Origin of the sequence: Roseateles sp. SL47, from assembly GCF_026625885.1 — a bacterium.
GTDB lineage: Bacteria > Pseudomonadota > Gammaproteobacteria > Burkholderiales > Burkholderiaceae_C > Roseateles.
Genome location: NZ_CP113068.1, coordinates 1,358,919 through 1,384,533, shown reverse-complemented (window position 1 = coordinate 1,384,533; position 25,615 = coordinate 1,358,919). Strand labels below are relative to the sequence as shown.

The 25,615-nt window shown below is 64.6% G+C and carries 20 protein-coding genes and 2 pseudogenes; 4 read left to right on the top strand and 18 right to left on the bottom strand.

The features are described 5' to 3' along the window. Positions 1-9: 9 nt before the first annotated feature. From OU995_RS06070 to OU995_RS06055, 4 genes are all read right to left on the bottom strand, one after another. Complete coding sequence (locus tag OU995_RS06070) at positions 10-1,143, bottom strand: HD-GYP domain-containing protein (protein ID WP_267834649.1); 1,134 nt, start codon at positions 1,141-1,143, stop codon at positions 10-12. A gap of 386 nt (positions 1,144-1,529) precedes the next feature. Continuing rightward, entirely contained in the window at positions 1,530-1,724 is a 195-nt protein-coding gene (locus tag OU995_RS06065; protein WP_267834648.1) for a hypothetical protein, read from the bottom strand. 140 nt (positions 1,725-1,864) lie between these two features. Then, positions 1,865-2,365 (bottom strand): hypothetical protein, encoded by a 501-nt coding sequence (locus tag OU995_RS06060; protein WP_267834647.1) that lies wholly within the window; start codon positions 2,363-2,365, stop codon positions 1,865-1,867. After that, the gene (locus tag OU995_RS06055; protein WP_267834646.1) at positions 2,362-3,114 is read right to left on the bottom strand and encodes an RHS repeat-associated core domain-containing protein; all 753 of its coding nucleotides are present in this window, start codon (positions 3,112-3,114) and stop codon (positions 2,362-2,364) included. The genes OU995_RS06060 and OU995_RS06055 overlap by 4 nt, the downstream gene beginning before the upstream one ends. Positions 3,115-3,150: 36 nt before the next feature. Between OU995_RS06055 and OU995_RS06050 the strand changes: the two are divergent. Then, positions 3,151-3,489 (top strand): annotated as a pseudogene (locus OU995_RS06050) (IS1634 family transposase); the annotation flags it as partial. Between the two features lie 455 nt (positions 3,490-3,944). On the opposite strand, the gene OU995_RS06045 reads toward OU995_RS06050, so the two are convergent. Continuing rightward, complete coding sequence (locus tag OU995_RS06045; RefSeq protein WP_267834645.1) at positions 3,945-4,148, bottom strand: hypothetical protein; 204 nt, start codon at positions 4,146-4,148, stop codon at positions 3,945-3,947. 11 nt (positions 4,149-4,159) lie between these two features. Beyond that, the gene (locus tag OU995_RS06040; protein WP_267834644.1) at positions 4,160-5,773 is read right to left on the bottom strand and encodes an RHS repeat domain-containing protein; all 1,614 of its coding nucleotides are present in this window, start codon (positions 5,771-5,773) and stop codon (positions 4,160-4,162) included. A 147-nt stretch (positions 5,774-5,920) separates the two neighbouring features. Here OU995_RS06040 and OU995_RS06035 point away from each other — a divergent pair, with 147 nt between their 5' ends. Further along, a complete protein-coding gene (locus tag OU995_RS06035; protein ID WP_267834643.1) occupies positions 5,921-7,294 on the top strand; it encodes an IS5 family transposase in 1,374 nt (457 codons plus the stop codon). A gap of 102 nt (positions 7,295-7,396) precedes the next feature. On the opposite strand, the gene tnpC is transcribed toward OU995_RS06035, so the two are convergent. The 11 genes and pseudogenes from tnpC to OU995_RS05980 form a co-directional block, all read right to left on the bottom strand. After that, positions 7,397-8,986: an IS66 family transposase gene (gene tnpC / locus OU995_RS06030; RefSeq protein ID WP_267834641.1), complete on the bottom strand. Its 1,590-nt coding sequence runs from the start codon at positions 8,984-8,986 to the stop codon at positions 7,397-7,399. Between the two features lie 86 nt (positions 8,987-9,072). Then, positions 9,073-9,423 carry an IS66 family insertion sequence element accessory protein TnpB gene (gene tnpB, locus OU995_RS06025; protein ID WP_267834639.1) on the bottom strand — a complete coding sequence of 117 codons (351 nt, stop codon included), beginning with the start codon at positions 9,421-9,423 and terminating at the stop codon, positions 9,073-9,075. Continuing rightward, positions 9,399-9,839 carry an IS66-like element accessory protein TnpA gene (gene tnpA, locus OU995_RS06020; RefSeq protein WP_267834637.1) on the bottom strand — a complete coding sequence of 147 codons (441 nt, stop codon included), beginning with the start codon at positions 9,837-9,839 and terminating at the stop codon, positions 9,399-9,401. Before tnpA ends, tnpB begins: the two co-directional genes overlap by 25 nt. Before the next feature lie 43 nt (positions 9,840-9,882). Continuing rightward, positions 9,883-11,256, bottom strand: coding sequence for an IS5 family transposase (locus tag OU995_RS06015; RefSeq protein ID WP_267834635.1), 1,374 nt, complete (start codon positions 11,254-11,256; stop codon positions 9,883-9,885). Positions 11,257-11,447: 191 nt separating this feature from the next. After that, entirely contained in the window at positions 11,448-11,777 is a 330-nt protein-coding gene (locus OU995_RS06010) for a hypothetical protein (protein WP_324288713.1), read from the bottom strand. A gap of 213 nt (positions 11,778-11,990) precedes the next feature. Continuing rightward, the gene (locus OU995_RS06005; protein ID WP_267834634.1) at positions 11,991-12,332 is read right to left on the bottom strand and encodes a hypothetical protein; all 342 of its coding nucleotides are present in this window, start codon (positions 12,330-12,332) and stop codon (positions 11,991-11,993) included. Beyond that, positions 12,332-14,656 (bottom strand): RHS repeat domain-containing protein, encoded by a 2,325-nt coding sequence (locus OU995_RS06000; RefSeq protein WP_267834633.1) that lies wholly within the window; start codon positions 14,654-14,656, stop codon positions 12,332-12,334. Before OU995_RS06000 ends, OU995_RS06005 begins: the two co-directional genes overlap by 1 nt. Before the next feature lie 80 nt (positions 14,657-14,736). Continuing rightward, entirely contained in the window at positions 14,737-17,226 is a 2,490-nt protein-coding gene (locus tag OU995_RS05995) for an RHS repeat domain-containing protein (protein WP_267834631.1), read from the bottom strand. 534 nt (positions 17,227-17,760) lie between these two features. Beyond that, positions 17,761-18,780 (bottom strand): annotated as a pseudogene (locus OU995_RS05990) (transposase). 72 nt (positions 18,781-18,852) lie between these two features. Beyond that, positions 18,853-19,371 carry a Cd(II)/Pb(II)-responsive transcriptional regulator gene (locus OU995_RS05985; protein WP_267834630.1) on the bottom strand — a complete coding sequence of 173 codons (519 nt, stop codon included), beginning with the start codon at positions 19,369-19,371 and terminating at the stop codon, positions 18,853-18,855. 61 nt (positions 19,372-19,432) lie between these two features. Further along, positions 19,433-19,627: a hypothetical protein gene (locus OU995_RS05980; protein WP_267834629.1), complete on the bottom strand. Its 195-nt coding sequence runs from the start codon at positions 19,625-19,627 to the stop codon at positions 19,433-19,435. 84 nt (positions 19,628-19,711) lie between these two features. Between OU995_RS05980 and OU995_RS05975 the strand changes: the two genes are divergently transcribed. Then, entirely contained in the window at positions 19,712-21,910 is a 2,199-nt protein-coding gene (locus tag OU995_RS05975; RefSeq protein ID WP_267834628.1) for a heavy metal translocating P-type ATPase, read from the top strand. A gap of 219 nt (positions 21,911-22,129) precedes the next feature. Further along, positions 22,130-23,680 carry a peptide MFS transporter gene (locus tag OU995_RS05970; protein WP_267834627.1) on the top strand — a complete coding sequence of 517 codons (1,551 nt, stop codon included), beginning with the start codon at positions 22,130-22,132 and terminating at the stop codon, positions 23,678-23,680. Positions 23,681-23,735: 55 nt separating this feature from the next. Here OU995_RS05970 and OU995_RS05965 read toward each other — a convergent pair whose 3' ends face one another. Beyond that, complete coding sequence (locus OU995_RS05965; protein WP_267834626.1) at positions 23,736-25,286, bottom strand: methyl-accepting chemotaxis protein; 1,551 nt, start codon at positions 25,284-25,286, stop codon at positions 23,736-23,738. Positions 25,287-25,615 lie beyond the last annotated feature (329 nt).

Genomic DNA, 25,615 nt, shown 5'->3' with positions numbered 1-25,615 from the left:
TCGCCGGGTTCAGACGCCGGTGATCAGCGACGCCACACGCTCATCCGACAACCGAATGGGTGCCGCATGGGCCGGTAGCAAGGCCACCACGGCATGCTCGTCGCGGCTGCTGTCGCGCATCACGGGGGACTGGCGGGGCTCACCCGCCGCATTGGTGAGGGCCGACACCATCGGTCGGTGGGCCTTGTCGCCATTGCGGATCACCAGGCCCACTTCCCCGCTGGCCAGCCGCACCAGGCTGCCGGGCGGGAAGATGCCAAAGGCCTTGATCAGCGCGGCGGCCAAAGGGCTTTGCGCGCCCATCTGATGCAGCTCACGGCCGGCCTGCTGGGCGCTCATGGCCGGGCGGCTGGCGCGGCTGCTGAGTCGGGCGGTGTAGATGTCGGCATAGCGCAGCATGGTGGCCAGCTCGCCCACCTCCGCCAGCCCATGCGGATATCCCGAGCCGTCCGGCACTTCATGGTGATGCAGCACGGCATCCAGCCAGTCGCCGTCCATCACCCCGGCCGCTTCCAGCATTTCCACGCTGCGGATGGGATGTTCGTGAATGGCATCACGCTGCATCGGCGTGAGCGGAGACACCTGGCTGGAGAGCCGGGCCTGCAGGTCCAGCATGCCCAGGTTCATCGTCAGCGCGGCCTGGAAGGCTCGTTTCTGCTCGTCCGGCGACCAGCCCAGGTAACGGGCTGCGGCCTGGCAAGCGGTAGCCGCATGCATGGAATGGTTGATGCCGTAGTGGCCATGGCCAGTGTCGGGCTGGCGCACGATGTGGGCCAGGGCCATGTCCGGCGAGCAATGGATCAGGGAGAGCATCAGCTCGGTGGCGCCGTCCAGGGCCTCCACCAGGCGTTCCGGCGGCGCCGACAGCGCCTTGCGGACATCCTGCATGCCCCGGTCCCATTCCGCCGGCAGCCGGGCCAGCCGCTCCGCCTGGCTCTCGTGCCGGGCCGGTTTCATGGCTTCCGTCAGCTCGCTCACATCCACCAGGGCGCCGCGCTGGAACAGCGCATGGAGCTGGGCCGCGTCCGCAATGATCTGCCCGCGGGCCAGCAACAGCATGCGCTCCGCATCCCGCACGCTGAATGGCAGCGGCTGGCCCAGAACAATGCGGTTTTTGACCGAGGAGAGAGAGCAGAAACGCATGGGGAGCGTTGAGGATGGAATGGCGCACGGCCCGCGAACAGGGTGCGGCCCAGGACTCTACATCGGCAGGATCACGGTCCATCTGTACCTCCAACGTTCGCACACCGCGCACAACGAGCGTCCGAGGAGGACGTCACGGATAGAGGCGCGCCCCTATGGAGAACCCCAATGCGCCCCAGGAACATCGGGAGCGTCGAACCGCTGACCTTGCACCCGGGACCGACCAGAGCTCAAGAAGGTCTTCGACGCGCTGCGCGAACTCATGACGCCGCCCGATCCGTCCAAGAGGCCCATCGGGTTCATCAACCCCGAGGACAAGGGAAAGAATACGCCGGCGTCAAGACTCAATACCTGACCTCGGCGCCTCGCTTGGTAGCAGCAGGCGATCACTGCAGGTTGCCTACCTTTGCTGCCGAGGCGTAATCCCGCAGAAGTGGCGGCATGGATTCGGAGTGTCGTTCGATAACACTCCGAACTTCGTCGGGTAGACCAACCTGCCAATGCGCCAGACCGTGCAAGGCCGCTTCTTTGCATGCAACATGGTCCAGTTCCAGCACGCCGCCCATGATCTCAACAATCATGCGATCGGTCTGAGCGAGGTGGGGCACTGCTGGTACGCCGTGCCTTGGAAGCAGTTCCCACCACATGACTTCGCGTCAAGGCCAAGCCCTTCGGGTGGCCGTTGGCCAGCCTGGACTCGGCGGCTTGCCAACTCAGCTCATTACCCGAGCTTGGCAAGCAAGTCGCGCTTCGTCACTTGGCCGACACCGTGGATGTATGTGCCTTCCGAGTCACCAAGGCGCTTGAGCACGTCCAGCGCCTCTGCCTTACGGCCCTTTCCAACAAGCAGGAAGGCCAGGTTGATGGCCGACACGCTCAAGTAAGACACATCCCCTCGGCTGTCGGAGGTTGCAATCTCTCGCTGCAAGTTGTCGATTGCCGGCGCAGAGTGCCCAAGGCTTATCTGCGTTGAGGCAAGCATGTAGCAGTCCCCGATGCCCACATCAGCGCGGGCACAGATGCTCTCCCACGTCTGCTCGGCTTCGCTCTCGCGGCCACAGTACGAGTGGACCAGGGCCAACGTCCTCAAGTCGTCTGTCGAGAGCAACTCCCGTTCAACCTGGGCGACCATCGCCTGCGCTTCGTCGAACGAGCCGTTCTTCGCCAGCTTGAGCGCAGACCGCAATGCCTTCGTTTCAGGGGATGACTTCGTATTGCTCATAGATACCTCTTGCGGCGCGGCTTCGGAGGCTGCTCCACCTTCGTCCCTCCGCACGCTTGCGACACCTGGCCGCTCATGCAAATGGCCATGTTTCCGCCAGTGAGTTCGAGCAGGATGCGTCTGCGGCGAGCAGAGATGCCAGGCCGCCCCAGTTCGTTCATCCACTCGAAGCACACGTTCCTGGCTCTCAACCACTCGGCATCGCATTCCTGCTGCGTCGGCGTATCAGAGGCCGTGCACCACTCGATGGCGCTGGCAATCATCGGCTGCGCCCAAGGATTGACGTATCGGTCAGTCAGCCAATAGCTAGCGACACCAACCGCGCCAACCACTGCGGCAGCACAGGCAGTGCCGCCTGTTGCCGCGCAGACACTCCCGACAGCCGGCAATGCCACCCCCACGTCGTTCCCCGTGATGGCCTGCAACCCATTGGGGTCGGCATAGCTCAGCGGGTTGCCCTCGACGTAGGCATAGGTGTTGATGCCTCCCACAAGGCCTATCGGGTCACTTTGGACGTACCTCCCACTCGTCCCATCGTAATCCCGGAAGTAGTTGTAGTTGAGCCCGGTTTCGGCGTCAAAGTACTGCCCCGGGAAGCGCAAGGGGAATGCCACTGCAGCCAGCCCTGACGGCGCAGGGTCCGCTGCCGTGGCCCCAAACGGCTCGGCGCCCCACCGCCAGCGCTCCGCCCCTGTTCTGTCCACCAGGATTCTGGGCGCCCCGAGGTGATCCGCATAGCTGAAGAACACATCGTTGCTGCTGGTTTGCCCAAGCACGATCAGCGGCTGGCCGACATCGAGCGCGGCTTCAAGGTGCTGAAGTCCGAGATCGAGATCGCCCCGGTCTTCCACCGCCTGCCCGAGCGCATCATGGCCCACGCCAGCATTTGCTTCATGGCGCTGATCCTGTACCGCGTGATGCGCCAGCGCCTGAAGCTGGCCGGCAGCGAGCTGTCGCCCGAAGCCGCGCTGGCCGAGCTGCGGCGCATCCAGCGCCACACCGTCAGCATTGACAACGAAGCGCCCATCCACGGCGTGTCCACCGTTCAACCCCGCCAAGCCCAAGCGCTGGCCGCACTGCGCATCAAGAAACCGACTATCGACACCCAACTGACGTTGCTGTAGTGGCAATTCCGAAGGGCCGACCTATACGGATCAAGCACTTACCGCGGTTGGTGTCGAACTCGGGCGAACTGGTGCTATCCGGCGACTAGGGCCGCACGCACCTTCTACGGGCTGGACGCCCTTCGTCACCCGTCATGGGCGCCGCTGCGCCGCGCTTCGATGGCTCCGGCTCCCACGGCGCTGCGTCGGCCCGCTGGGGCGGGCGCTCCTTCGCGGCAGCACCGGCGCCTGCCGGTGCTGCCCGCCGTCCTGCGGCGGCGGCTCCTTGCCCATCCCCCCGCCCCTTCCCAGGGAAGGGAGCGAGTCGCCCTCTGCCGTCAGCGGTGCCCGCCAGGGACCCCGGCAGACACCGCACATGGCAAGCGTCGAACAGCAAGCCTACGCGTCAAGTCCGAGCCCTTCGGGTGGCCTGGACTCGGAGCCTTACCCGTCGGACGCGACGGCCCCGGCGGAGCCTATTTCTCCAGCTCCGGGAAGCGGTGATACAGCGGCACGTTGACGTGCATCTCAATCGCTCCGATTGCAAGGCCAATTCCCTTCGAGAGCTTCGCCAGTTCATCGGTGGACGTTTGCTCTCTTGCAATCGCTAAGGCAGCAGTCAGTTCCTCGACTGCGGCAAGCGCTTTGGCCATGATTTGCTCGGCTGTGTTCTTTTCCATTACGTAGTTTCTCAGGGTGGAGGAAGGCCACCGTGCCCCTTATCGAACATGCAACGGCGGAAGCAACGGCGGTAATCAGACGCTTGCAAGTCCTTGCCTGGTCCGCATGCCTCGAGATGGCCCTTGCACTGCTCGTAGCAAGCGTCCGCATCCTTTTCGTATTTGTCCCGAGGCGACTCCCCTGGCTCGGGCTGTGTTGGCCAACTCGGGCCAATCTTGTGAGTAGCCCACCAAGTGATGCCGCCAGCGATGGCCAAATCGCCAAGGGCCGTCGCCGCGCTGTGTCCGAGGAGAGGCACCAGGAAGAAGAAGCGCCCATCGGGGTCTACGCGACTCAGCGGATTTCCACCCACATATGCGTAGGTGTTGATGCCGCCTTTCAATCCGATGGGGTCACTTTGAACATACCTCCCACTCGTCCCATCGTAATCCCGGAAGTAGTTGTAGTTGAGCCCCGTCTCCCCATCAAGGTACTGCCCCGGGAAGCGCAAGGGGAATGCCACTGCAGCCAGCCCTGACGGCGCCGGGTCCGCCGCCGTGGACCCAAACGGCTCCGCGATCCACCGCCACCGCTCCGCCCCTGTTCTGTCCACCAGGATTCTGGGCGCCCCGAGGTGATCCGCATAGCTGAAGAACACATCGTTGCTGGTGACCGGGCCCAGCACAATCAGCGGCTGCCCATCGAACCACACCACCTCCTGCACCGCTGTGCCGTCTGCTGCGTATTCCCCCAGCAGCTCCGGGCTGGAGTCGTACACAAACACCTGTGCTTGATCCGGCGCGGCCGCATTGGACTTGCTCACCCGCTGCCCGCCTGCGTCATAGCTGTAGGACGTGGTCTGACCCGCCTTGGTGATCGCTGTCAGCCGGTTGTCCAGGCTGTACACCGCGCTGTTGTACATCGCGGTGTCGGCAATGGTGTTGCCCGCCGCGTCGTAGCTCATGCTGCGCACCGGGTTGCTGATCTGCTCGAGCCGGTTGCTGGTGGCTGACGTCGTGTAGGCGCGGCTGCTCCCCTTCAGGGTCACCTGCGTGCGGTTGCCGTTGGCGTCATACCCGATGGTCCAGCTCTGGGCCGGTGTGCTGATGGTGGTCAGGCGGCCCAGTTCGTCATACCCGAAGTTCTGCTCCAGCGCCTGCGTGGCGGCCGTGGCCTGCCCCGTGGTCGCATCCAGATGGGTGTAGCTGATGATCCGGTTGGCGGCGTCATACCGCAGGTCCCGCACCACGCCGTTCAAGGGGTAGCGCACCAGGCGGCCATAGGTGTCAAACACCCGCTCATAGGCTTGCGTGCCACTGGCCATGTGCATCAGCCAACTGCGCGCCGGCCCGAAGGCTTGCCACTGGATCTGGCTGATCAGCGGTTGGCCCGGGGAGACGGTGTCAGTGGCAAGGTTGATGCCCTTGAGCTGCCCCGCCTCGTAGCTGAAAGTCACCACCCGCCCCGAGGGATAGGTGAGGCGGGTGACGTGGTTGGCTGCATCGTAGGCATAGCGGGTGGTGAGAGCCACCGTGCCCACCGTCTGGATGCGGGTGATCACCCGGCCATGGGCGTCATAGCCGTATTGCGTGCTGCCCGTGGGGAAGGTGGCGGTGGTCAGGCGGCCGACGCCGTAGCCATACACCCCACCGGACTGGTCGTAGGTCGTCGACCCTGAAAAACTCCGCCAACCCGCATGAATGCTGGGGTTTCGGGGTGAATGCCGATGGTGTGATTTGCAGGATTCAGGTCGAATCGATATCAATTCCTTGCAAACTGCATTGAGGTGTTGATGGGTCCCAAGCCTGCCGACGAACGCGCCGATCACGATTTGTTCCGCACAGAGCTGCTGAACCTGATCAACCAGCGTCACGAACTGGTTCGCTTGGCGGCGCTGATTGACTGGCAGGCGTTTGAAGCTGAGTGGAGCCCGCAATTTGTCTCCACCACCGGCCGCCCTGCGTTGCCCACGCGGCTGATGGCCGCCTTGCTGTACCTCAAGCACGTGTACGCGCTCAGCGACGATGACGTGTGTGAGGGCTGGCGCGAGAACCCGTACTGGCAGCACTTCAGCGGCGAGCGGTACTTCCAGCATGAGCTGCCCTGCGATCCTTCCAGCTTGGTGCGCTGGCGCCAGCGCATCGGCGAGGCCGGCTGCGAATGGCTACTGGCCCACTCCATTGAAGCTGCACGCAAGGGCGGCGTGATCAAGCGCCAGAGCCTGGACCACGTGGTGCTGGACACCACGGTGCAACCCAAGGCGATTGCGCATCCCACCGACAGCCGACTGCTCAACCGGGCGCGGGAACAGCTCGTGGCCGCTGCGCAAGGCGCGGGGATCGAATTGCGCCAGAGCTACGCCCGAGTCGGCCAGGCTGCCGAGCACCAAGCCGGCCGTTACGCCCATGCCAAGCAATACCGGCGCATGCAGCGCGAGATCAGGAAGCTGAGAACGTGGCTGGGCCGGGTCATCCGCGACGTGCAACGCAAGGCTGGTGAGATCGGGCCCGAGCTGAAGGCCAAACTCGACATTGCGACCCGACTGCACGCCCAAAAGCGTGGCGACAAGAACAAGCTGTATGCGCTGCACGCGCCCGAGGCGGAGTGCATCGCCAAGGGCAAGGCCAGAACGCCCTACGAGTTCGGCGTGAAAGTGTCCATCGCAGTGACGGCCCAAGAAGGGCTCGTCGTGGGCATGCGATCGATGCCGGGCAATCCGTATGACGGACACACGGTGGGCAGCCAGTTGGAGCAGGTGGGCATCCTCACGGGGCAAGCACCCAAGATCGTGTTGGCGGATCGGGGCTACCGCGGCGTGGAGCCGCCCGAGGGCACGCGGCTGCTGATCAGCCACACGCGCAGACTGCCCAAGCGTTTGAAGAAGTTGCTCAAGCGCAGACAAGTCGTGGAGCCCATGATCGGGCACATGAAGTCCGACGGGCTGCTGGCCAAGAACTGGCTCAAGGGCGCGAGTGGCGATGCGCTGCACGCGATCCTGTGTGGCGCTGGGCACAACCTGAGGATGATCCTGGCGCACCTGCGGGTGCTTTATTGCGCCCTGTTGGGGCTGATCGCGACGGTGGCCACGCTGGCCCTGCGTAAGGCCGCCCCAATATCAGCACCCAAAGCCTTCATCGCACGGCGCGCCGTGCTGGCTCAGGGCTGAAAACGAGTTGTTCAGGGCCGACTAGGTCCAGCCGTAGGTCACCGGGTATGCGGTCAATTACCCACGCCCTTGCCTCACGCGAAGCCAACAGATAAGCGTGGTTCAGGGCTTGCTGAGGTCGATGGACCACGGCAGCAGCGCGGCATAGTCGTCAACGGTCTGGGCGACGGGTAGCGCTGCGAACAAGGCTCGCAGGTAGCGGTAGCCGTCGATGCCGTTGACCTGGCAGGTTTGCAGCAGCGAGTACAGGTTGGCGCTGGCGTTGGCGCCATGCACGGTGTCGGCGAACAGCCAGTTGCGGCGGCCCACACAGAAGGGCCGGATGGCGTTCTCCTGCGCGTTGTTATCGATGCTGTAGCGGCCGTCCTCGACGTAGCGCTTGAGCTTGCTCCACTGCGAAGCGAGGTAGTGCAGCGCCTGCCCCAACAGGCTCTTGGGCAGCACACCGTGCAGGTTGGCCAGCAGCAGCGTCTCGATCTTGTCCAACACGGGGACGCTGTCCCGCTGACGCCGGCGCTTGAGCTCATCCGTGTCGGCGCCGTCGCGCTTGGCCTGTGCCTCGACGTGGTACAGCTCGCCGATGAGCGCGATGAAGCGTGCCGCGAGCTGATCGGGCCCTCGCTGGGCCTTTGGCAAGGCCTGCAGCGCTTCGATGAAGTACCTTCGGCAGTGCGTCCAGCACGCCAGGTGCACGAGCCGGTGCGTCTGGGCCACGGTGTCGTAGACCTCGTAGCCGTCCGTCATCAGCACGGCGCCCGGGCCAATGCCTGCATACAGCTCCATCGCCGTCTTCGTCGAGCGACTCGGGGAGTAAGCGAACAGCCGGATCGGTGGCCCAGTGCCGTCCCGGCCGCTGCCATTGGTCATCTGCGCCCAGATATAGCTCTTGGCCTGCGCACTGCGGCCAGGTTCCTTGAGCACCTGCAGCTCAGTCTCGTCGCCGAACACCAGCGGGGCGTCCAACAGCTGGTCGCGCAGCAGGTTGATCACCGGCTGTACGCCGATGCCGGCGCGCACCATGCTGCCGGCCACGGTGTTGCGCGCGATGTCGGTGCCGCCGAAGCGCCCCAGTAGTGCCGCCTGGCGGTACAGCGGCAGGCCGTCCAGGTACTTGGAGGTGGCGATCCAGGCCAGTGCACTCTCGGTGAAGATGCCCCGCGGGATGATCTGCGCGGGGCGCGGCGCCAGCCGCATGCCGCCGTCGCAGCACGGGCAGGCGTACTTGACGCGCTCGTGCCGGATGACGCGCACCTGCTGCGGAATGATGTCCAGCTGCTCGCTGGCCTCGACACCGATCTCGCTCAAGCGCGTGCCGTCGTGCGGGCACACGCGCTGGTCCTCGGGCAGCTCATGGCGGATCACCTCGCGCGGCAGCGCCGGGTCCAGCGGTTTGCGCCCACGCTTGGTCCGCTTGTGGCCGGGCACGTCGATCTTGTCGTTGTCGCTGCTCTCTTCAATCGCCGGCTCGGCCTGCGCGCCGAGGTCTTCGGCCTCGTTGAAGAACATGTCCTTCTGCAGGGCGGCAACCTCGCTGCTGGCGGCGAAGAGCTGGCGCGTGAACTTGCTGAGCTTCTCCTTGAGGAGGTCGCGCTCGGCGCGCGTCACTCGGAGCTCGCCGGCCAGCGACTCGTTGCGCTTGAGCGCTTCGGCCAGCGCCTGCTGCAATGTGATGACTTCGTCGGGTGTGGGCATATGGACCATCTGCAGCCAGTGTCCTCGCCACAGCCCCAGGACACCATGCGGATATGCCGCAATGGCGCACGCCGGCGCTGCTGTTCTCAGCCGACGTGCTGGTACATGCGGTGGGGATGGCGATGCACGACGCCGATGTCGATGCCCTCCAGCAGCCAATGCAGTTGCTCCACCGTCAGTGTCGGTGCCGCCGTCTCGCTGGGCCAGATGAAGCGGTCTTCCTCCAACCGCTTGAGCAGCAGCCAGAAGCCGTTGCGGTCCCAGCCGAGGATCTTCACGCGGTCGCGACGCCGGTTGCTGAACACGTACACGCAGGCGGCGAACGGATCCAGGCCGAGGGCCTGCTGTACCAGCGTGGCCAGGCCGTTGATGTTGAGGCGAAAGTCCACGGGCGCGCGGTGCAGGTAGACCTTCAGATGCTCGTCGAGACGGAACACGTCAACCTCCCCAGCATCTGCAGCACATCGGCGAGTTGGCGCTGTCCGACGCCTCGAAGTTCGACCGCCACGCCGTTAGGCAGCGTCGCCTGCAAACTCACATCGCAACGATCGTCAAGGTCATGCACGAAGCGCTCGGCAGCGACTGGGACCACCGGCACCGCGACGAAGGGCGAGGCCCGCGCCGCAGAGCGTTCGACAGGTGCGCGCTTGCGCAGCTGGCCGTGATCACGAATCCACCGTGCGACCTGGTTGGCATTGATGCCGAACTCGCGTGCCAGACGGGCCACCGACACGCCCGGCTGCAGGCACACCTGCACAAACTCGGCCTTGGCCGCCTTGTCGTACACACAACGCCCACCCGGCTTGTGACGCAACACAAGGCGCCGCTTCAGGGCTTCCAGATCCACCGACATACGTCCCCACTTCACTTGTTAGTCGCCCCTGAACAACTCGTTTTCAGTCCCGAGCGAGCAGGACGCGGCGCGCCATCAAGGATGGGAGCGCTGACGTTTGCGCCTTCATTGGCCATTCCAGCGAGGCGGCCAGGGCCATCAGTCCCCACACGGCGCAATAAAGCACCCTCAGGTGCGCCAGGATCATCCTCAGGTTGTGTCCTGCGCCGCACAGAATCGCGTGCAACGCATCTCCGGTCGCGCCCTTGAGCCAGTTCTTGGCCAGCAACCCGTCTGATTTCATGTGCCCGATCATGGGTTCCACGACCTGTCTGCGCTTGAGCAGCTTCTTGAGCCGATTGGGCAGCCGCCGCGTGTGGCTGATCAGCAGCTGCGTGCCTTCTGGGGTTTGTGCGCCGCGATAGCCCCGGTCCGCCAGCACGATCTTGGGCACCTGCCCCGTGAGGATTGCCACCTGTTCCAACTGACTGCCCACGGTGTGCCCGTCATACGGATTGCCCGGCATGGATCGCATGCCCACGACGAGCCCTTCTTGGGCCGTCACAGCGATGGACACCTTCACACCGAACTCGTAGGGCGTTCTGGCCTTGCCTTTGGCAATGCACTCCGCCTCGGGCGCATGCAGCGCATACAGCTTGTTTTTGTCGCCACGCTTTTGCGCGTGAAGCCGAGTGGCGATGTCCAACTTGGCTTTGAGTTCGGGCCCGACCCCGTTGGCCTTGCGCTGCACGTCTCGGATGACCCGGCCCAGCCAGGTTCTGAGCTTCCTGATCTCGCGATGCATTCGCCGGTATTGCTTGGCATGGGCGTATCGACCCGCCTGATGCTCGGCAGCCTGGCCGACTCGGGCGTAGCTCTGGCGCAATTCGATCCCCTCGCGTTGCGCAGCATCCACAAGCTGTTCCCGCGCCCGGTTGAGCAGCCGGCTGTCGGTTGGATGCGCAATGGCCTTGGGCTGTACCGTGGTGTCCAGCACCACATGATCCAGGCTTTGGCGCTTGATCAAACCGCCCTTGCGCGCAGCTTCGATGGAATGCGCCAGCAACCACTCGCAGCCGGCTTCCCCGATGCGCTGGCGCCAGCGCACCAAGCTGGACGGATCGCACGGCAACTCATGCTGGAAGTACCGCTCGCCGCTGAAGTGCTGCCAATACGGGTTCTCGCGCCAGCCCTCACACACGTCCTCGTCGCTGAGCGCATACACGTGCTTGAGGTACAGCAGCGCTGCCATCAGCCGCGTGGGAAGAGCAGGCCGCCCCGTGGTTGAAGCGAATTGGGGGCTCCACTCGGCTTCGAAGGCCTGCCAGTCGATCAGGACGGCCAAGCGAACCAGCTCGTGACGCTGATTGATCAGGTTCAACAGCTCAGTGCGGAACAAATCGTGATCGGCGCGTTCGTCGGCAGGCTTGGGACCCATCAACACCTCAATGCAGTTTGCAAGGAATTGATATCGATTCGACCTGAATCCTGCAAATCACACCATCGGCATTCACCCCGAAACCCCAGCATTCATGCGGGTTGGCGAAGTTTTTCAGGGCCGACTTGTTAAGTGGGGACGAAGACTGTCAGCTCGGCCGGGTCGGCTCAAGGACGTCGTTTATTGACCGCTTACGTCACCGGGGCTTGCCCGGCCTTGGTGAAGCTCACCGAGGTGGGGCGGTTCAGGGCGTCATAGGTGTAGGTGGCCAGCACGCCGCGGCTGTCGGTGCGGGTGAGCAGGTTGCCGGCCGCGTCGTAGGTGCTGTTGGCCACGCCCGTGTCCGGGCTGCTGAGCAGGGTCAGGTCCCCCAGGCCATTGCGCTGGTATTGGGTGACCAGGCTGCGAGGGTCGGTCACCTGGCTCACCTGGTCCTGACCATCGTGGCTGAGCGCCGTGACGCCGTTCCTGGCATCGGTGCTGGTCTTGAGCCGGTCCAGGGCCTCGGGGGCAAAAGGCAAGACATGACCTCAAGGCATCCAACGCGCCCCGAAGGGCCACGGTGGGCGGTAGGCAGTCGGACAAACCGGCTGCAATGTCTTTGCGGGGATGATTCTCGCCGCAGCTCGATCGGCCACGCAAGTGGCCGGGCAGCGTTGCGGGACGGCTTTACGTCGGCAGGGTGACCACGGCCGTGGTCAACCAAGAACTACCTCCGAAGCGGCTTGAGGCACTCATGCTCCTGCTGGCCGTTGACGACGTGCCGTCCACCGTCGCCACAAGCAGGGAACGAGAACGAACCATTGCAGATAGCCAACCGCGAAGAGCATCAACCACGTAACCAACATCGACACGTAGCTGGTAGTGAACACATAGCCCGTGGATTCAAAGAGAACTCGAGCGAGGACACCTAGAACGGTCGTTATGCCCATGCCCAGCGGGAATGCCAAGACCATCATCCCGTAGCCAAGTAGGAGTTCCGCGTCGCTGTTCGGTTTGCCGTCGTAAAGCAGCAGGCAGGAAACCAAGACGGCTACCGCAGCCAAGACCCAGATTGACTTCAACCAGCGTCCCATCACTTCCCCTTCTTGGCAGAACACTGCTTCTGGCATTGCTTCAGGACTTCGTCAGACCACTCCTGGCAATCCGTTCCAAGCGGGCCTATTGCGTACCAGGGGCGCTTCGGATCACCGACAGCCTTGATCACGCACTGATCAACGCAATCGCGATCATCTTCCGGCTTGCACGATCCGTTGCCGTCCGTTGGCCATGAATCTTCGCTGGGCTTGCCCGGACTCCCAGGGACGAAGGCGCTACCAGCCCGATCTTGCCCCCCGCAAGTAACCTTCCCTGACGCATCCTTCACGCAGAGGAATTGGTGATAGGCGGGTGAAGGATTCCAACGGCTTTCGGGGTACATGCGAGGCCCCCATGTTTCTCCGAGTCCGTGCAGCGGCTTGGTGCACATGAAAGTCTTGAGCCCAAGCGGGTCGGTAAAGCTCAGCGGATTCCCGCCCACATAGGTGTAGGTGTTGATACCGCCTTGGAGCCCGATGGGATCGGACTGGGTGTACCTCCCACTCGTCCCATCGTAATCCCGGAAGTAGTTGTAGTTGAGCCCCGTCTCCCCATCAAGGTACTGCCCCGGGAAGCGCAAGGGGAATGCCACTGCAGCCAGCCCTGACGGCGCCGGGTCCGCCGCCGTGGACCCAAACGGCTCCGCGATCCACCGCCACCGCTCCGCCCCTGTTCTGTCCACCAGGATTCTGGGCGCCCCGAGGTGATCCGCGTAGCTGAAGAACACATCGTTGCTGTTGACCGGGCCCAGCACGATCAGAGGCTGCCCATCGAACCACACCACTTCCTGCACCGCTGTGCCGTCGGCTGCGTATTCCCCCAGCAGCTCCGGACTGGAGTCGTACACAAACACCCGTGCTTGATCCGGCGCAGCCGCATTGGACTTGCTCACCCGCTGCCCGCCTGCGTCATAGCTGTAGGACGTGGTCTGCCCCGCCTTGGTGATCGCTGTCAGCCGGTTGTCCAGGCTGTACACCGCGCTGTTGTACATCGCGGTGTCGGCAATGGTGTTGCCCGCCGCGTCGTGGCTCATGCTGCGCACCGGGTTGCTGATCTGCTCCAGCCGGTTGCTGGTGGCTGAGGTCGTGTAGGCGCGGCTGCTCCCGTTCAGGGTCACCTGCGTGCGGTTGCCGTTGGCGTCATACCCAATGGTCCAGCTCTGGGCGGGTGTGCTGATGGTGGTCAGCCGGCCCAGCTCGTCATACCCGAAGTTCTGCTCCAGCGCCTGCGTGGCGGCCGTGGCCTGCCCCGTGCTCGCATCCAGATGGGTGTAGCTGATGATCCGGTTGGCGGCGTCATACCGCAGGTCCCGCACCACGCCGTTCAAGGGGTAGCGCACCAGGCGGCCGTAGGTGTCAAACACCCGCTCATAGGCCTGCGTGCCACTGACCATGTGCATCAGCCAGCTGCGCGCCGGCCCGAAGGCTTGCCACTGGATCTGGCTGATCAGCGGTTGGCCCGGGGAGACGGTGTCGCTGGCAAGGCTGATGCCCTTGAGCTGCCCCGCCTCGTAGCTGAAAGTCACCACCCGCCCCGAGGGATAGGTGAGGCGGGTGACGTGGTTGGCTGCATCGTAGGCATAGCGGGTGGTGAGAGCCACCGTGCCCACCGTCTGGATGCGGGTGATCACCCGGCCATGGGCGTCATAGCCGTATTGCGTGCTGCCCGTGGGGAAGGTGGTAGTGGTCAGGCGGCCGACGCCGTAGCCATACACCCCACCCGACTGGTCGTAGGTCCAGCCGTAGGTCACCGAGGCTTGCCCGGCCTTGGTGAAGCTCACCGAGGTGGGGCGGTTCAGGGCGTCATAGGTGTAGGTGGCCAGCACGCCGCGGCTGTCGGTGCGGGTGAGCAGGTTGCCGGCCGCGTCGTAGGTGCTGTTGGCCACGCCCGTGTCCGGGCTGCTGAGCTGGGTCAGGTCCCCCAGGCCGTTGCGCTGGTATTGGGTGACCAGGCTGCGAGGGTCGGTCACCTGACTCACCTGGTCCTGACCATCGTGGCTGAGCGCCGTGACGCCGTTCCTGGCATCGGTGCTGGTCTTGAGCCGGTCCAGGGCGTCGTAGGCGTTCTGGGTGGTGAAGCCGAAGCCGGATGCGCCCTTGGCCTTGACCACCTTGGTCAGGTTGCCCTTGGCGTCGTATTCATAGTCCGTCACCGGGGCGGGCGAGACGGGTGGGGGTGGCAGCGTGGCGGCATGGGCCATGCCCGCTGTGCCCGCCAGGGTGGCAGTGATGGCCGCCATCACCGCCACTGTGGCGTGGGCGACCCGTGCGGTCCGCGCGGTCCAGGCCAGGGCTGGTTGATGTGTCGGGTGCACCGCGTGCATCGGGTGCCCTGGGTGCGCGTACTGCGCCGGGCGCGCGTGTCCTTGGGGAACTTGGCCCCTGTTCTTCTCCCTCATCATCCTCACTCCGCGCCTGTGGTTTGCTGTGTGCGGCTGAGCGCGTCAAACACACGGCCCAGGTTGCGCTGAAGGGCCCCGCTGGGGTCTTGCACCGCCTCATTGACCCGGTTGCCCCGCTGGTCCAGCGTGTACTGGATGCGGTTGCCCAGGTTGTCGGCCACGGCCACCAGACGGTGAGCGTCGTCGTAGTCATAGCTCACCGTGCTGCCGTCGGGCTGCGTGACTTGCTTGAGCAAGCCGGTAGGCCAGTAGGCATAACTCGTGGTCTGGTCCGCCTGGGTCACCGAGGTGAGGCGGGAGCGGACGTCGTAGGTGTAGACCGTGCTGATGCCGTTGGCATCGACCATCTCCAGCAGCTTGCCCAGGGCGTTGTAGCGCAGGTAGTTGGTGACGTGGCCGGCAGCGTTGGTGCTGCTCTTGAGGTCACCGATCCAGTGGTCAGCCGTGGTGTCGGCGTAGTACTCGTTGGTGGTGGTCTTGCCCAGCGGGTCGGTCTCGCTCAGGACATGGCCGGTGGCATCGTAGGTCCAGGTCCAGACGCGGGCAGGGACGCCGGTTTGGGCCACTGCGCTGAAGCCCAGGGCTCCCGTGGCATCCGTAGTAACCTGCTCCACGCGCTTGCACAGTACAACGATCAGGCTGTTGTCGGGCAACTTCGCTGTCGAAGGAGCACAGCTAGCGACTGCGTTTCCATTGGTTGGATCCGGCTGGCCGTTGTATACGAGCGTGGTGACTCGATTAGGCTCGGCAATGCGGACCTGTTTGCGCCAGACCGGGTGCCACAAAGAACTGACCTTGCGAGCACCAGCAGGCAATGCCGCATTGGCGACCAGCACCGTGCTGCAAGTCGCACCACTGGGCAGCCCCTCCACGCGGGAAGACTCAGCTTTTCGTCCACTCACGAATGAATGGCAGGACTGAAGGCCGTTGGCCTCCACATTACGAACGATGTTTCCTTCAGCGTCGCGCTCGTACTGAACAGTGGCGGCCGGCGATCCTGCGCCCGCAGGCTGGACACGGCTCCCCACCAACGTGACGCCATCGACCTGCGTGCTCGACAGCGTCTCTTCATAGCCATCCGGCCCATGAAGCTGTGCCACCGACGGCTGAGGGAAGGACAAGGTGCGATACACAAATGTCCCGTCATAGGTGCTCGCCGCTCTGACCGCGGGCGCCTGCGACCACTCAATTGACCATTGCGGGCCCGTTTCCCCCGTCCGCGTAGAAATCGCTCGCCCCTCACTGTCGTAGCCATATCGCCCGTACGCGGAGCCCGCCTCATCGATCAGGGCCGTCATCAGCCAGGGCTTGCCGTCCACTTCGTACTTGTATTGTCGGCTGGTCTGATCGGGGTAATGGATGGAGGCCAGTTGGCCTTTCGAGCCATAAGTGAAGCCGTAGACAGAGCCAGCAGGATCGGTCATGGAAAGCACACGCATTGCCCCATTAATCGCCGGGTCCCTCTCATACGACAGACTCACCTGGCGCCCGGACTCATCCGTGATGGTCTGAAGCACATAGACCGCGCCGCTACCTAGAGGCACGTTTCCGAAGCCATAGGTCAACTTGCGCCCGTCGATATAGGACACCGACGTCCCATAGTTGCGCTGGGACATAACGGACTGATAGTTCTCTATGGCCTCTTCGCTGGCGTCGTAATACCAGTAGCCCGAGGCTCCGTTGAATTTCGGCTGGGGATCTGCCTCGACCGCGCTGTAGGTCCAGCCGGGGGAGGTGTAGAAGGTCTTCCAAGTCCCAGAAGGCCGACGGTAGACGTACGCCCCACCGTTTTGATCCTGGGACTGGACACTCGACTTGTGATGGTTGCTGGACCAAATCGGGCCAAAGCCCGACTGGGCCTGTCGGTTCAGGGGCTGGCCGACGCTCTCCCTCAGATAGTTGTAGCTCACCGTAACAGCCTGACCACGGCCCCATCGCAGGAGCTCTTCCGTCTGATGCTTAAGACCATCGAGCGGCGTCACCGGGTTGCCTACAGATGGATTACCCATCTTCCCATTGCATCCGCAGTCCGCTTTCTCCAGATTCTTGACATACGCGCATTTGTTGAGAGAGGCAATGTAGGTCGAACCTTCGGCCTCTCCACAGGTCATCGCAACTCCGAACCAGCCCTGCGTCGGCGCAAATACCAATGGGTGATCGTCCGCGCCGTAGGAATGTTGCGTGAAATATCGCGTGACGGTGCAGCGGAGGATCGGCGGGGGACCCGGCCACTTCAACTCGCAGCCATCCAGCGTGGCGCGATTTTCCCCCCAGTACGTCGTATTGAAGTATTCGTTGGCATTGAGGACCGGAGAAAGCACCGCCCAATACGCTTGAATAACCTCACCAGACGTGGGATAGCAGGTTGGAAGAGACTGATTGAAGCTGGTGTTATTGATGCACCAGCGGTCCATGTAGGTCTCTGCCGAGGCGTTCGATGAAAGCCCAGCCATCAACCCCAAGATGAGCATCAATTTTACAAGCCAACGCATCTATCACTCCCCAGATTCCTTCGCGAAGCCGAAGTGGAGACACGGCTAACGCCATATCTTTCATTAGGGGAGATGTGCTCCAGACAGCACACGATATCCCGCGCCAAACGCCTCACGGCGCCGCACGAACTCTCGTCACCGTCACACGTCATTTCGCGTGCGATCTGGCGACCTCCCTTTGCTGCGAGTGTTGCAGAAGTGGCTACGGCTCGCCTCTCCAGCTTGCATACGCCGAGCGATATTCGCCCACCATGTGTCACCGCGTTTGGCTTTGTGAAGCACAACCTACCCTTGTCCAAATTGGCCGACACCCCTCACCTCACAGTCACATCCAGACGTCATCTGCATCGCGCCCACCACAAGCGAGTCTGCGCGGCAGAATCTTGCGCATCACCTTGCTGGGCATGCCAAGCCGTGTTGGCTCACCAGGAGCACAAACACGGGTGGTTGCCCGTTCAACAAGGTCGTCTGTAGCGGCCGGTACGGCCTGTGTGAGTCGGCAACGCAGCCTGTGTCACGACTTGGACGGGGCCTTTACCCTGCCATTGCTGCCAATCGCCGCAGGTTCAGCGCCATGCACACGAGCTTCCACTCGGCGCGCACCCGATGCAGCCCTCACAGACTGAACTGACGGAATCCCAGGACGTTCTTGATTCAGCCGTTGTGTGGCTCGGCAATCCATTTGCGCTTGCGATACGCTGCTTTGCCTTCGTCGGTCTGCAGCTTGGCCGCCATTGCTGCGGTGTACGGATACCGCTGGGCGTCGACTTCGGCGTGCGCCTTGTCCTCAGGCACGGCGAACTCGCACTTGTGGGGCCGCCCCCCTGGGCTTGCCATCCGGTCCGCGGGGGAGGCGGTCGTCGTCGTTGCTGCGGCCACGGTCGAGGTCCGCTTCACGCTGGCGCTGCTCCAGGCGCTCGCAGGCCTGGCGAATAGCTGCCAGCCGCGCCTCGCGTCGCTCGATCTAGGCTGGCAAGTCCAGCTCTGGCTCGTTCGCCTCAGCCTCTTCGGTGGCCTTGGCGCGCGCCAGCAATGCGTCGATCTGCGCCTTGAGGTCGGCCTCGGCCTGCTTCATGCGTTCGTAGCTCATAGCCTTGTTGCGGCTGGCGTTGGCCTTCACCCTGGTGCCGTCGATGGCTACCGTGCCCAGCTGGACCAGACCCATCTCGCGGGCGAGCTTGACCACCTGCACGAATAGCTCCGACAGCTCTTTGAGGTGAAAGGCCCTGAAGTCGCAGATCGTGCGGCGGCGAGGGGAATTCCCCGCGCCAGCATCCGAAACGCCAGATCCTTATGCAGCCGACGCTCAATCTTGCGCGAGCTGAACACTCCGGTAGCGTATGCGTACAGCAGCACCTTGACCATCATGGCCGGATGAAACGGCTGGTTGCGCGAGCCGCCGCCCTCGTGCCTGGCGTAGAACGCCTTGAGGTCCAGCGCGTCGACCGTGTCGTGAATGAAGTAGGCCAGATGTCCTGCCGGCAACCAGTCTTGCGGCGCCGCAGGCAGCAGCATCACCTGGTCGCGTTCGTAGGGTCTATAGCTTCCAGCCATGCCCTATCAATGCATACGCCGAGCCTTGTGGCTTGTGGCATCTGGAACTACCCGGTTCTGCCGCGCAGACCCCTAGTCCAGCGAATCAGTGACATCGGCGGTGCGCAGCGGGTGGGCCGGGCCGGCGGCCGATCGCTGCGGGTGCTCATGATGCGGCTCCTGCGAGGCGGCATGGCAGGCGCAGGCCTCACCGTGGGCGGCGGCCACCAGCTCTTCCAGCACCCGGCAGGGATGGGTGTTGTGGTCGGCGTCGCAGCGGTTCTGCAGGGCGACCAGCTGGGCCTCCAGCGCCTGCATGCTCTTGAGGCGCGCCCGCACCTTCCCCAGCTGGGCCGCCACCAGGCCGTCCACCTGGGCCAGTTCGGCCGGATCCCGGCTTTGCAGGCTGCTCAGCAGCACCGACACATCGGCCAGCGACATGTCCAGCGCACGGCAGTGACGGATGAAGGCGAGCCGCTCCAGATGGTTGTGGCTGTAGTCGCGATAGCCGTTGTCGCTGCGGGCCGGCGGCGGCAGCAGGCCGCTTTTTTCGTAAAAGCGGATGGTGTCGATGTCCACGCCCGTGGCGCGGCTGAGTTCCCCGATGCGCATGCCGCAAGCATAGCCGCTTGACCCTGGAGTGGCTCCAGAGTGTGCAATAGCCCTCATGGCATCACATGACCACGATCAGGCCCTGAGCGGGCTGCGGAATCCTGCGGGGGCGAACGGCCGGGAGACGGAATCCGCTGCGTGTTCGGACGGTTGCAGTCACGCGCACGGGCATGGGCGGGAGCACGAGCACGAGCACGAGCACGAGCACGAGCACGAGCATGCGCACGGGCACGGGCACGGTCAAGAACATGAACATGCGCATCGCCACCCACCTTCGCCGACCACCGCCAACACCAACACCGCCTCCTGCGGCGGAGCGGCCTGTTGCCCCGCCCCGGTCGTGTCCGACCTGTCTCCCCCGCCCGCACCTGAAGTCACCGACCAGGATCTGGCCGGCACCACGCGTCACCGCTACTACATCGCCGGCATGGACTGCCCGACGGAGGAAGCGCTGCTGCGCCGCCGTCTGCATCAGCAGACCGGTGTCGTGGCCCTGCAATTCGACCTGATCAACCGCATCCTGGATGTCCACCACCGGCTTCCGGACGACACCGCCCTGCGCGCCGCGATTGCCGACACCGGCATGAGCGCCCAGCCGCTGGCTGCCACCGCGCCTCCGCCCGCACCGATGCCGGCCGTCAGCCGCTCCCTGCGCTGGCGCATGGCCCTGTCCGGTTTGGCCGCCATCACCGCCGAAGTACTGGCCTTTGCCGGTTGGCACGAAGCCGGCCTGCCGGTCGTGGCGCTGGCCCTGGCCGCCATGCTGCTGGGCGGTCTGCCCACCCTGCGCAAAGGCTGGATTGCATTGCGCAGCGTCACCCTCAATATCCACCTGCTGATGAGCCTGGCGGTCCTCGGTGCCGTCGCCCTGGGCCAATGGCCGGAGGCGGCCATGGTGGTGTGGCTGTTCGGCCTCTCGGAGATGATCGAAAGCCTGAGCCTCGCCCGCGCCCGGGATGCCATCCGCGCCCTGTCCCAGCTGGCGCCGGAGACCGCCTGGCTGCAAGGCAGCGATGGCCAGTTCACGCGGCTGCCGGTGGAACAGGTCCACCCCGACGCCGTGCTGCGGGTGCCGCCCGGCGAGCGCGTGCCGCTGGATGGCCGTGTGCTCCAGGGCCGCTCCAGCCTCAACGAAGCCGCCCTCACCGGGGAGGCGATGCCCGTGGACAAGGCACCCGGAGATGCGCTTCTGGCCGGCAGCGTCAATGGCGACGGCCTGCTGCTGATGCAGGTCACCTCCACCAAGGGCCACACCTTGCTGGACCGCATGGCCCAGGCTGTGCAGCAGGCGCAGTCCCAACGCGCCCCCAGCCAGGCGTTCATCGACCGCTTCGCCCGCGTCTACACCCCCGCCGTGGTGCTGCTGGCCGCGGCGCTGGCGGTGCTGCCGCCCCTGCTGGGCTTCGGCGGCTGGCACGACTGGCTCTACAAGGGCCTGGTGCTGCTCGTCATCGCCTGCCCCTGCGCACTGGTGATCTCCACGCCGGTCACCATCGTCAGCGGCCTGGCCGCTGCGGCGCGTCGCGGCATCCTGATCAAGGGCGGCCTGTATCTGGAGCGGGTGCGGCAGTTGCGCACCCTGGCGCTGGACAAGACCGGCACCCTGACCGAGGGGCGACCGGCGCTGGTGGCGGTGCAGTGTGTCGACCCATCGCTCAGCGAGGACAACGCCCTGCACCTGGCCGCCCGTCTGGATGCCGGCAGCGCCCATCCGCTGGCCCAGGCCATCGTGGCGGCCCACGCCCGACGCCAGGGCCTTCCGCTGGCTCCCGTGGCCGAGCTCCAGAACCAGCCGGGCCTGGGCATCACCGGCGAGATGGAGGGCCACCGCTATGCGCTGGGCAACGAACGCCTGGCCCGTCAGCAAGGCACGGTCACCCCAGCCACCGAAGCTGCCGCCGCCGCGCTGCAAGCCCAGGGCCACACCCTGGCCTGGCTGCTGCGTGACGGCGCGGTGCTGGCGCTGCTGGCATTGGCGGACACCCCTCGCCCGGCTGCGGCGGCCACACTGGCCGCCTTGCGCCAGCAGGGGCTGGCGCTGGTAATGCTCAGCGGCGACCACCGCGCCAGCGCCCAGGCCATGGCCGCCCGGCTGGGCCTGCCGGCCGAGTCGGTGCAGGCGCCCTTGCTGCCCCAGGACAAACTGGACGCCGTGGCCGCTCTGGCTGCGACGGGCCCGGTGGGCATGGTGGGTGACGGCGTGAATGACGCGCCCGCCATGGCACGTGCCGACATTGCCATTGCGATGGGGGCCGCCGGCAGTGCCACCTCGCTGGAGACCGCTGACATCGCCCTGATGGGAGACGACCTCACCCAGTTGCCGGCGCTGATCACCTTGTCGCGCCGTACCGCACAGGTGCTCACCCAGAACATCGTCCTGGCCCTGGGGCTGAAAGTGGTGGTGGCCGGCCTGACCCTGGCCGGACTGGGTTCACTCTGGCTGGCCGTGCTGGCGGATGCTGGTGCCAGCCTGCTGGTGGTGCTCAACGGCTTGCGGCTGCTGCGCGATCAGCGCCCAAACGGTGCGAGCGCTGGCTGAGTAACATCTGAAGGTCGGACGATCGGGTCGTGTCGGCAGTCGCACCCTGACCTTTTGCACCTAGGGCCACTCCTAATATGGGTGGACCGGTTCCCGGCGGCCTTTCGCGGAGAATAGCGGGCCTGCCGCTGGCGACCCCCAGACGATCCAATCGGTCGCCCGATCCATTGTCCCGAGGTCCCAGCGGCACCGTTCTTCTGATCCTTCACGGAGCGACGTTTGAACAAAATTCAAACCCCCGGAGTGCCGCACACCATCCTCGGCCAACCCGACAGCCTGTTCGTCTTGTTCTTCACAGAAATGTGGGAACGGTTCTCTTACTACGGCATGCGCGCGCTGCTGGTGCTGTACCTCATTTCCGAGGCCACCAAAGGCGGCTGGGGCTGGACCCGCGAAGAGGCGACCAGCCTCTACGGCTGGTACACCATGGCCGTTTACCTGACGCCCATCCTGGGCGGCTATCTGGCGGACCGGGTGCTGGGCACCCGCCGCTCGGTGGTGCTGGGCGGTTTCATCATTGCGGCTGGCCATATCGCGCTGTTCTTTGACACCCGCTTCAGCTTCTTCCTGGGCCTGGGCCTGGTGATTCTGGGCACCGGCCTGTTCAAGCCCAACATCTCGGCCATCGTCGGCCAGCTCTACGGCAAGGACAACGAAGGCGCACGGGACGGCGGCTACACGCTGTTCTACATGGGTGTGAATGCCGGCGCCTTCTTCGGCATCTCGCTGTGCGGCTACATCGGCGAGAAGATCTCCTGGCACTTCGGCTTCGGCCTCGCTGCGGTCTTCATGATCCTGGGCGCGCTGCAGTTCTACCTGGGCCAGGGCATCTTTGGTGACATTGGTGGCGTGCCGGACCGCAAAGCCAAGGCTGCGGAAGCCGTCGCCACGACGGGCGCTGCCGACGACACGCCCTCGCATGTGGTGCGTGACCGCCTGATCGCCATCTGCGTGTTCTCGTTCTTCACCATCTTCTTCTGGTTCGCCTTCGAGCAGGCCGGCGGTTCGATGACCATCTTTGCAGCGGACTACACCGACCGCACGCTGGTGGGCACCAGCGGCACGATCTTCAAGATCGCGAACTCGCTGATGACGCTGATCCCGGTGGCCATCCTGAGCGCGCTGCTGATCCAGTTGATGCGAGGTACCGGCAAGCGCTACCTCAGCTCCAACCTGCTCTTGGTGCTGGCCCTCGGCCTGATCTGGGCGCTGGCGCTGTGGATGCTGGGCCGCGAATTCGGCTTCGACCAGTCGGAAATTCCGGCCACCTGGTTTGGCGTGCTGAACTCCTTCTTCCTGGTGATCCTGGCGCCGCTGTTCTCCAAGATGTGGGCGCGCTACTGGAACCCCAGCGGTCCGGTGAAGTTCGGCCTCGGCCTGGTGCTGCTGGGCCTGGGCTTCGCCGCGCTGTCGTATGGCGCGTCGGGCATTCCGCAAGGCGCCAAGACCGCGCAGATCAGCATGTTCTACCTGACGCTGGCCTACCTGCTGCACACCATGGGCGAGCTGTGCCTGTCGCCGGTGGGTTTGTCCTACATCTCCAAGCTGGCGCCGGCGCGCCTGCTGGGCCTGATGTTCGGCGTGTGGTTCGTGAATGCCGCCATTGCCAACTGGCTGGCCGGCTTCAGCGGCGCCTACATCGACAAGATCTCCGAGACCTACTCGATGTCGATCTTCTTCCTGATCTTCACCCTGATTCCGATCTGCGCCGGCGTGCTGCTGATGTTGCTGAATCCGTGGATGAAGAAGCTGATGCACGGCGTGCGCTGATCAGCGCCCGACCTCTGCACCGTCCAAACCCGGCCCCGGCCGGGTTTTTTTTTCGTCAGCCCGCGAGCCGAAAGCGCCCGACCACTTCGGCCAGGCGTGCCGCCTGATCCTTGAGCGATTCGGCGGCCGCAGCGGATTGCTCCACCAATGCGGCGTTCTGCTGCGTCATGCCATCGAGCTGGGTGACCGCAGCGTTCACTTCAGACAGACTTTGCGTCTGGTTGCCCACCGTGCCGGCGATCTCGCTGATCAGCTGGCTCACCCGGTCCACCGCCTGCACCAGCTGAGACATGGTCTGGCCGGTATGGCCCACGATGCGGCTGCCACTTTCCACCTGCTCCACCGAGGTGGTGATCAGCGATTTGATTTCCCGGGCCGCCTGCGCGCTGCGCTGGGCCAAGGTGCGGACTTCGCCGGCCACCACCGCAAAGCCCCGCCCCTGCTCGCCGGCCCGCGCGGCTTCCACCGCCGCATTCAGCGCCAGGATGTTGGTCTGGAAGGCAATCCCGTCGATCACGCCGATGATGTCGGCAATGCGGCGGGAGGACTGCTGGATGCCATCCATCGTCTGCACCACCTGGCCCACCATCTGCCCGCCCTGCTGGGCCACGCTGGCCGCTTCATGGGCCAGGCTGCGGGCCTCCTGGGCGGAGGAGGCGCTCTGCCGGGCCGAATCGGTGAGCTGATGCATGGCCGCCGAGGTTTCCTCCAGGTTGGAGGCTGTCTGCTCGGTGCGCGCGGACAGGTCAGTGCTGCCCACCGCCACCTCCCGGCTGGCCTCGGCGATCTGGTCGGCACTGTCCCGCACGGCCGACACCGACTGATGCAAGGCCTCCCGCATACGGCCCAGGGCCCGCAGCAGATCGCCCAGTTCGTCGTGGCGAGTGGCCAGCGCCACACGGGTGAGGTCCCCATTGGCAATCCGGTCGGCGGTCTGGGAAGCCTCCCGCAAAGGATGCGTCAGGGACCGGGTCAGCACCCAGCCAATCGCGGCCCCCAGCCCGATCGCCACCGCCACCATGATCCAGATGGCCCACAGCACCGATCGATAGCTGCTCAGGGCCAGCTGATGGGCGTCTTCGGCGCCATCACCATTGATCTTCACCAGCTTGTTGAGCGATTCCGTGGTGCTGCGAAAGGCAGTCCGGGAGTCGCTGCGCTGCAACACCATGGCCTGCTCCCGTTCGCCCGCCGTCAACAGGCTAACCAGCCGGTTCTGCACCTCGCGATACTGCGCGATCTGCTTCTGCAAGCCGTCGAACACGGCACGCTCTTCCGGGCTGCTGACCCGGGCGTCATAACGCTTAATCAGATCGGGCATCTTGCCCCACTGGGTGTCCATCCGCGCGGACTCGTCCTTCAAAGCCTTGGCATCGCCGCCCAGCAGCATCTGCAGTTCCGCGCGGCGCACCTGGTTCAGCGCCTCGTTGATGGCGCCCAGCTGCTGGGTGCTCGGCAACCAGTTGGTCGCCAGGTCTTCGACCTTCTCATGGACATCTCCAACACGAGTCACCGAAAAGATGCCCATGCCCAGCATGAGCAAGAGAAGCAAGGTAAACCCCAGCCCCAATCGAACCCCTACGCGCAGATCGGACAGCAGACGCATGTCAGCACTCCCCGGAGTTGGAGTGCCCAAGCTACCACAGGCCTGGCCGGACGGCATCCTCAACCAGACTCACCAAGCCGCGACAATGCGGGGCAAGGAGGCAGGACTGCTTCTCCGGTGCTGGGTCGCCAGTGCCTTCAAAAACCACCGGCCCGCGCCGGACACAAGTACCCCCTTGACGGCAGGTGTACGCTGATAAGAGTTAAATTGCTGGGTTTTCCGGCATTGATCTGCCGGGCCGCTGTGACGATGGAATTGGGTTAGGACGATGGCTGTTGTGAATCACTGTGAAAAAATCCCCTTGGGCTCCCAGGGAGCGCAGGAGTGGG

Coding starts and splice junctions, on each gene's coding strand:
- OU995_RS06070 (WP_267834649.1), bottom strand. CDS start 1,143: ATGCGTTTCTGCTCTCTCTCCTCGGTCAAAAACCGCATTGTTCTGGGC.
- OU995_RS06065 (WP_267834648.1), bottom strand. CDS start 1,724: ATGATTGTTGAGATCATGGGCGGCGTGCTGGAACTGGACCATGTTGCA.
- OU995_RS06060 (WP_267834647.1), bottom strand. CDS start 2,365: ATGAGCAATACGAAGTCATCCCCTGAAACGAAGGCATTGCGGTCTGCG.
- OU995_RS06045 (WP_267834645.1), bottom strand. CDS start 4,148: ATGGAAAAGAACACAGCCGAGCAAATCATGGCCAAAGCGCTTGCCGCA.
- OU995_RS06035 (WP_267834643.1), top strand. CDS start 5,921: ATGGGTCCCAAGCCTGCCGACGAACGCGCCGATCACGATTTGTTCCGC.
- tnpC (WP_267834641.1), bottom strand. CDS start 8,986: ATGCCCACACCCGACGAAGTCATCACATTGCAGCAGGCGCTGGCCGAA.
- tnpA (WP_267834637.1), bottom strand. CDS start 9,839: ATGTCGGTGGATCTGGAAGCCCTGAAGCGGCGCCTTGTGTTGCGTCAC.
- OU995_RS06015 (WP_267834635.1), bottom strand. CDS start 11,256: ATGGGTCCCAAGCCTGCCGACGAACGCGCCGATCACGATTTGTTCCGC.
- OU995_RS06005 (WP_267834634.1), bottom strand. CDS start 12,332: ATGGGACGCTGGTTGAAGTCAATCTGGGTCTTGGCTGCGGTAGCCGTC.
- OU995_RS06000 (WP_267834633.1), bottom strand. CDS start 14,656: ATGCACGCGGTGCACCCGACACATCAACCAGCCCTGGCCTGGACCGCG.
- OU995_RS05995 (WP_267834631.1), bottom strand. CDS start 17,226: ATGCGTTGGCTTGTAAAATTGATGCTCATCTTGGGGTTGATGGCTGGG.
- OU995_RS05985 (WP_267834630.1), bottom strand. CDS start 19,371: ATGCGCATCGGGGAACTCAGCCGCGCCACGGGCGTGGACATCGACACC.
- OU995_RS05980 (WP_267834629.1), bottom strand. CDS start 19,627: ATGTTCATGTTCTTGACCGTGCCCGTGCCCGTGCGCATGCTCGTGCTC.
- OU995_RS05965 (WP_267834626.1), bottom strand. CDS start 25,286: ATGCGTCTGCTGTCCGATCTGCGCGTAGGGGTTCGATTGGGGCTGGGG.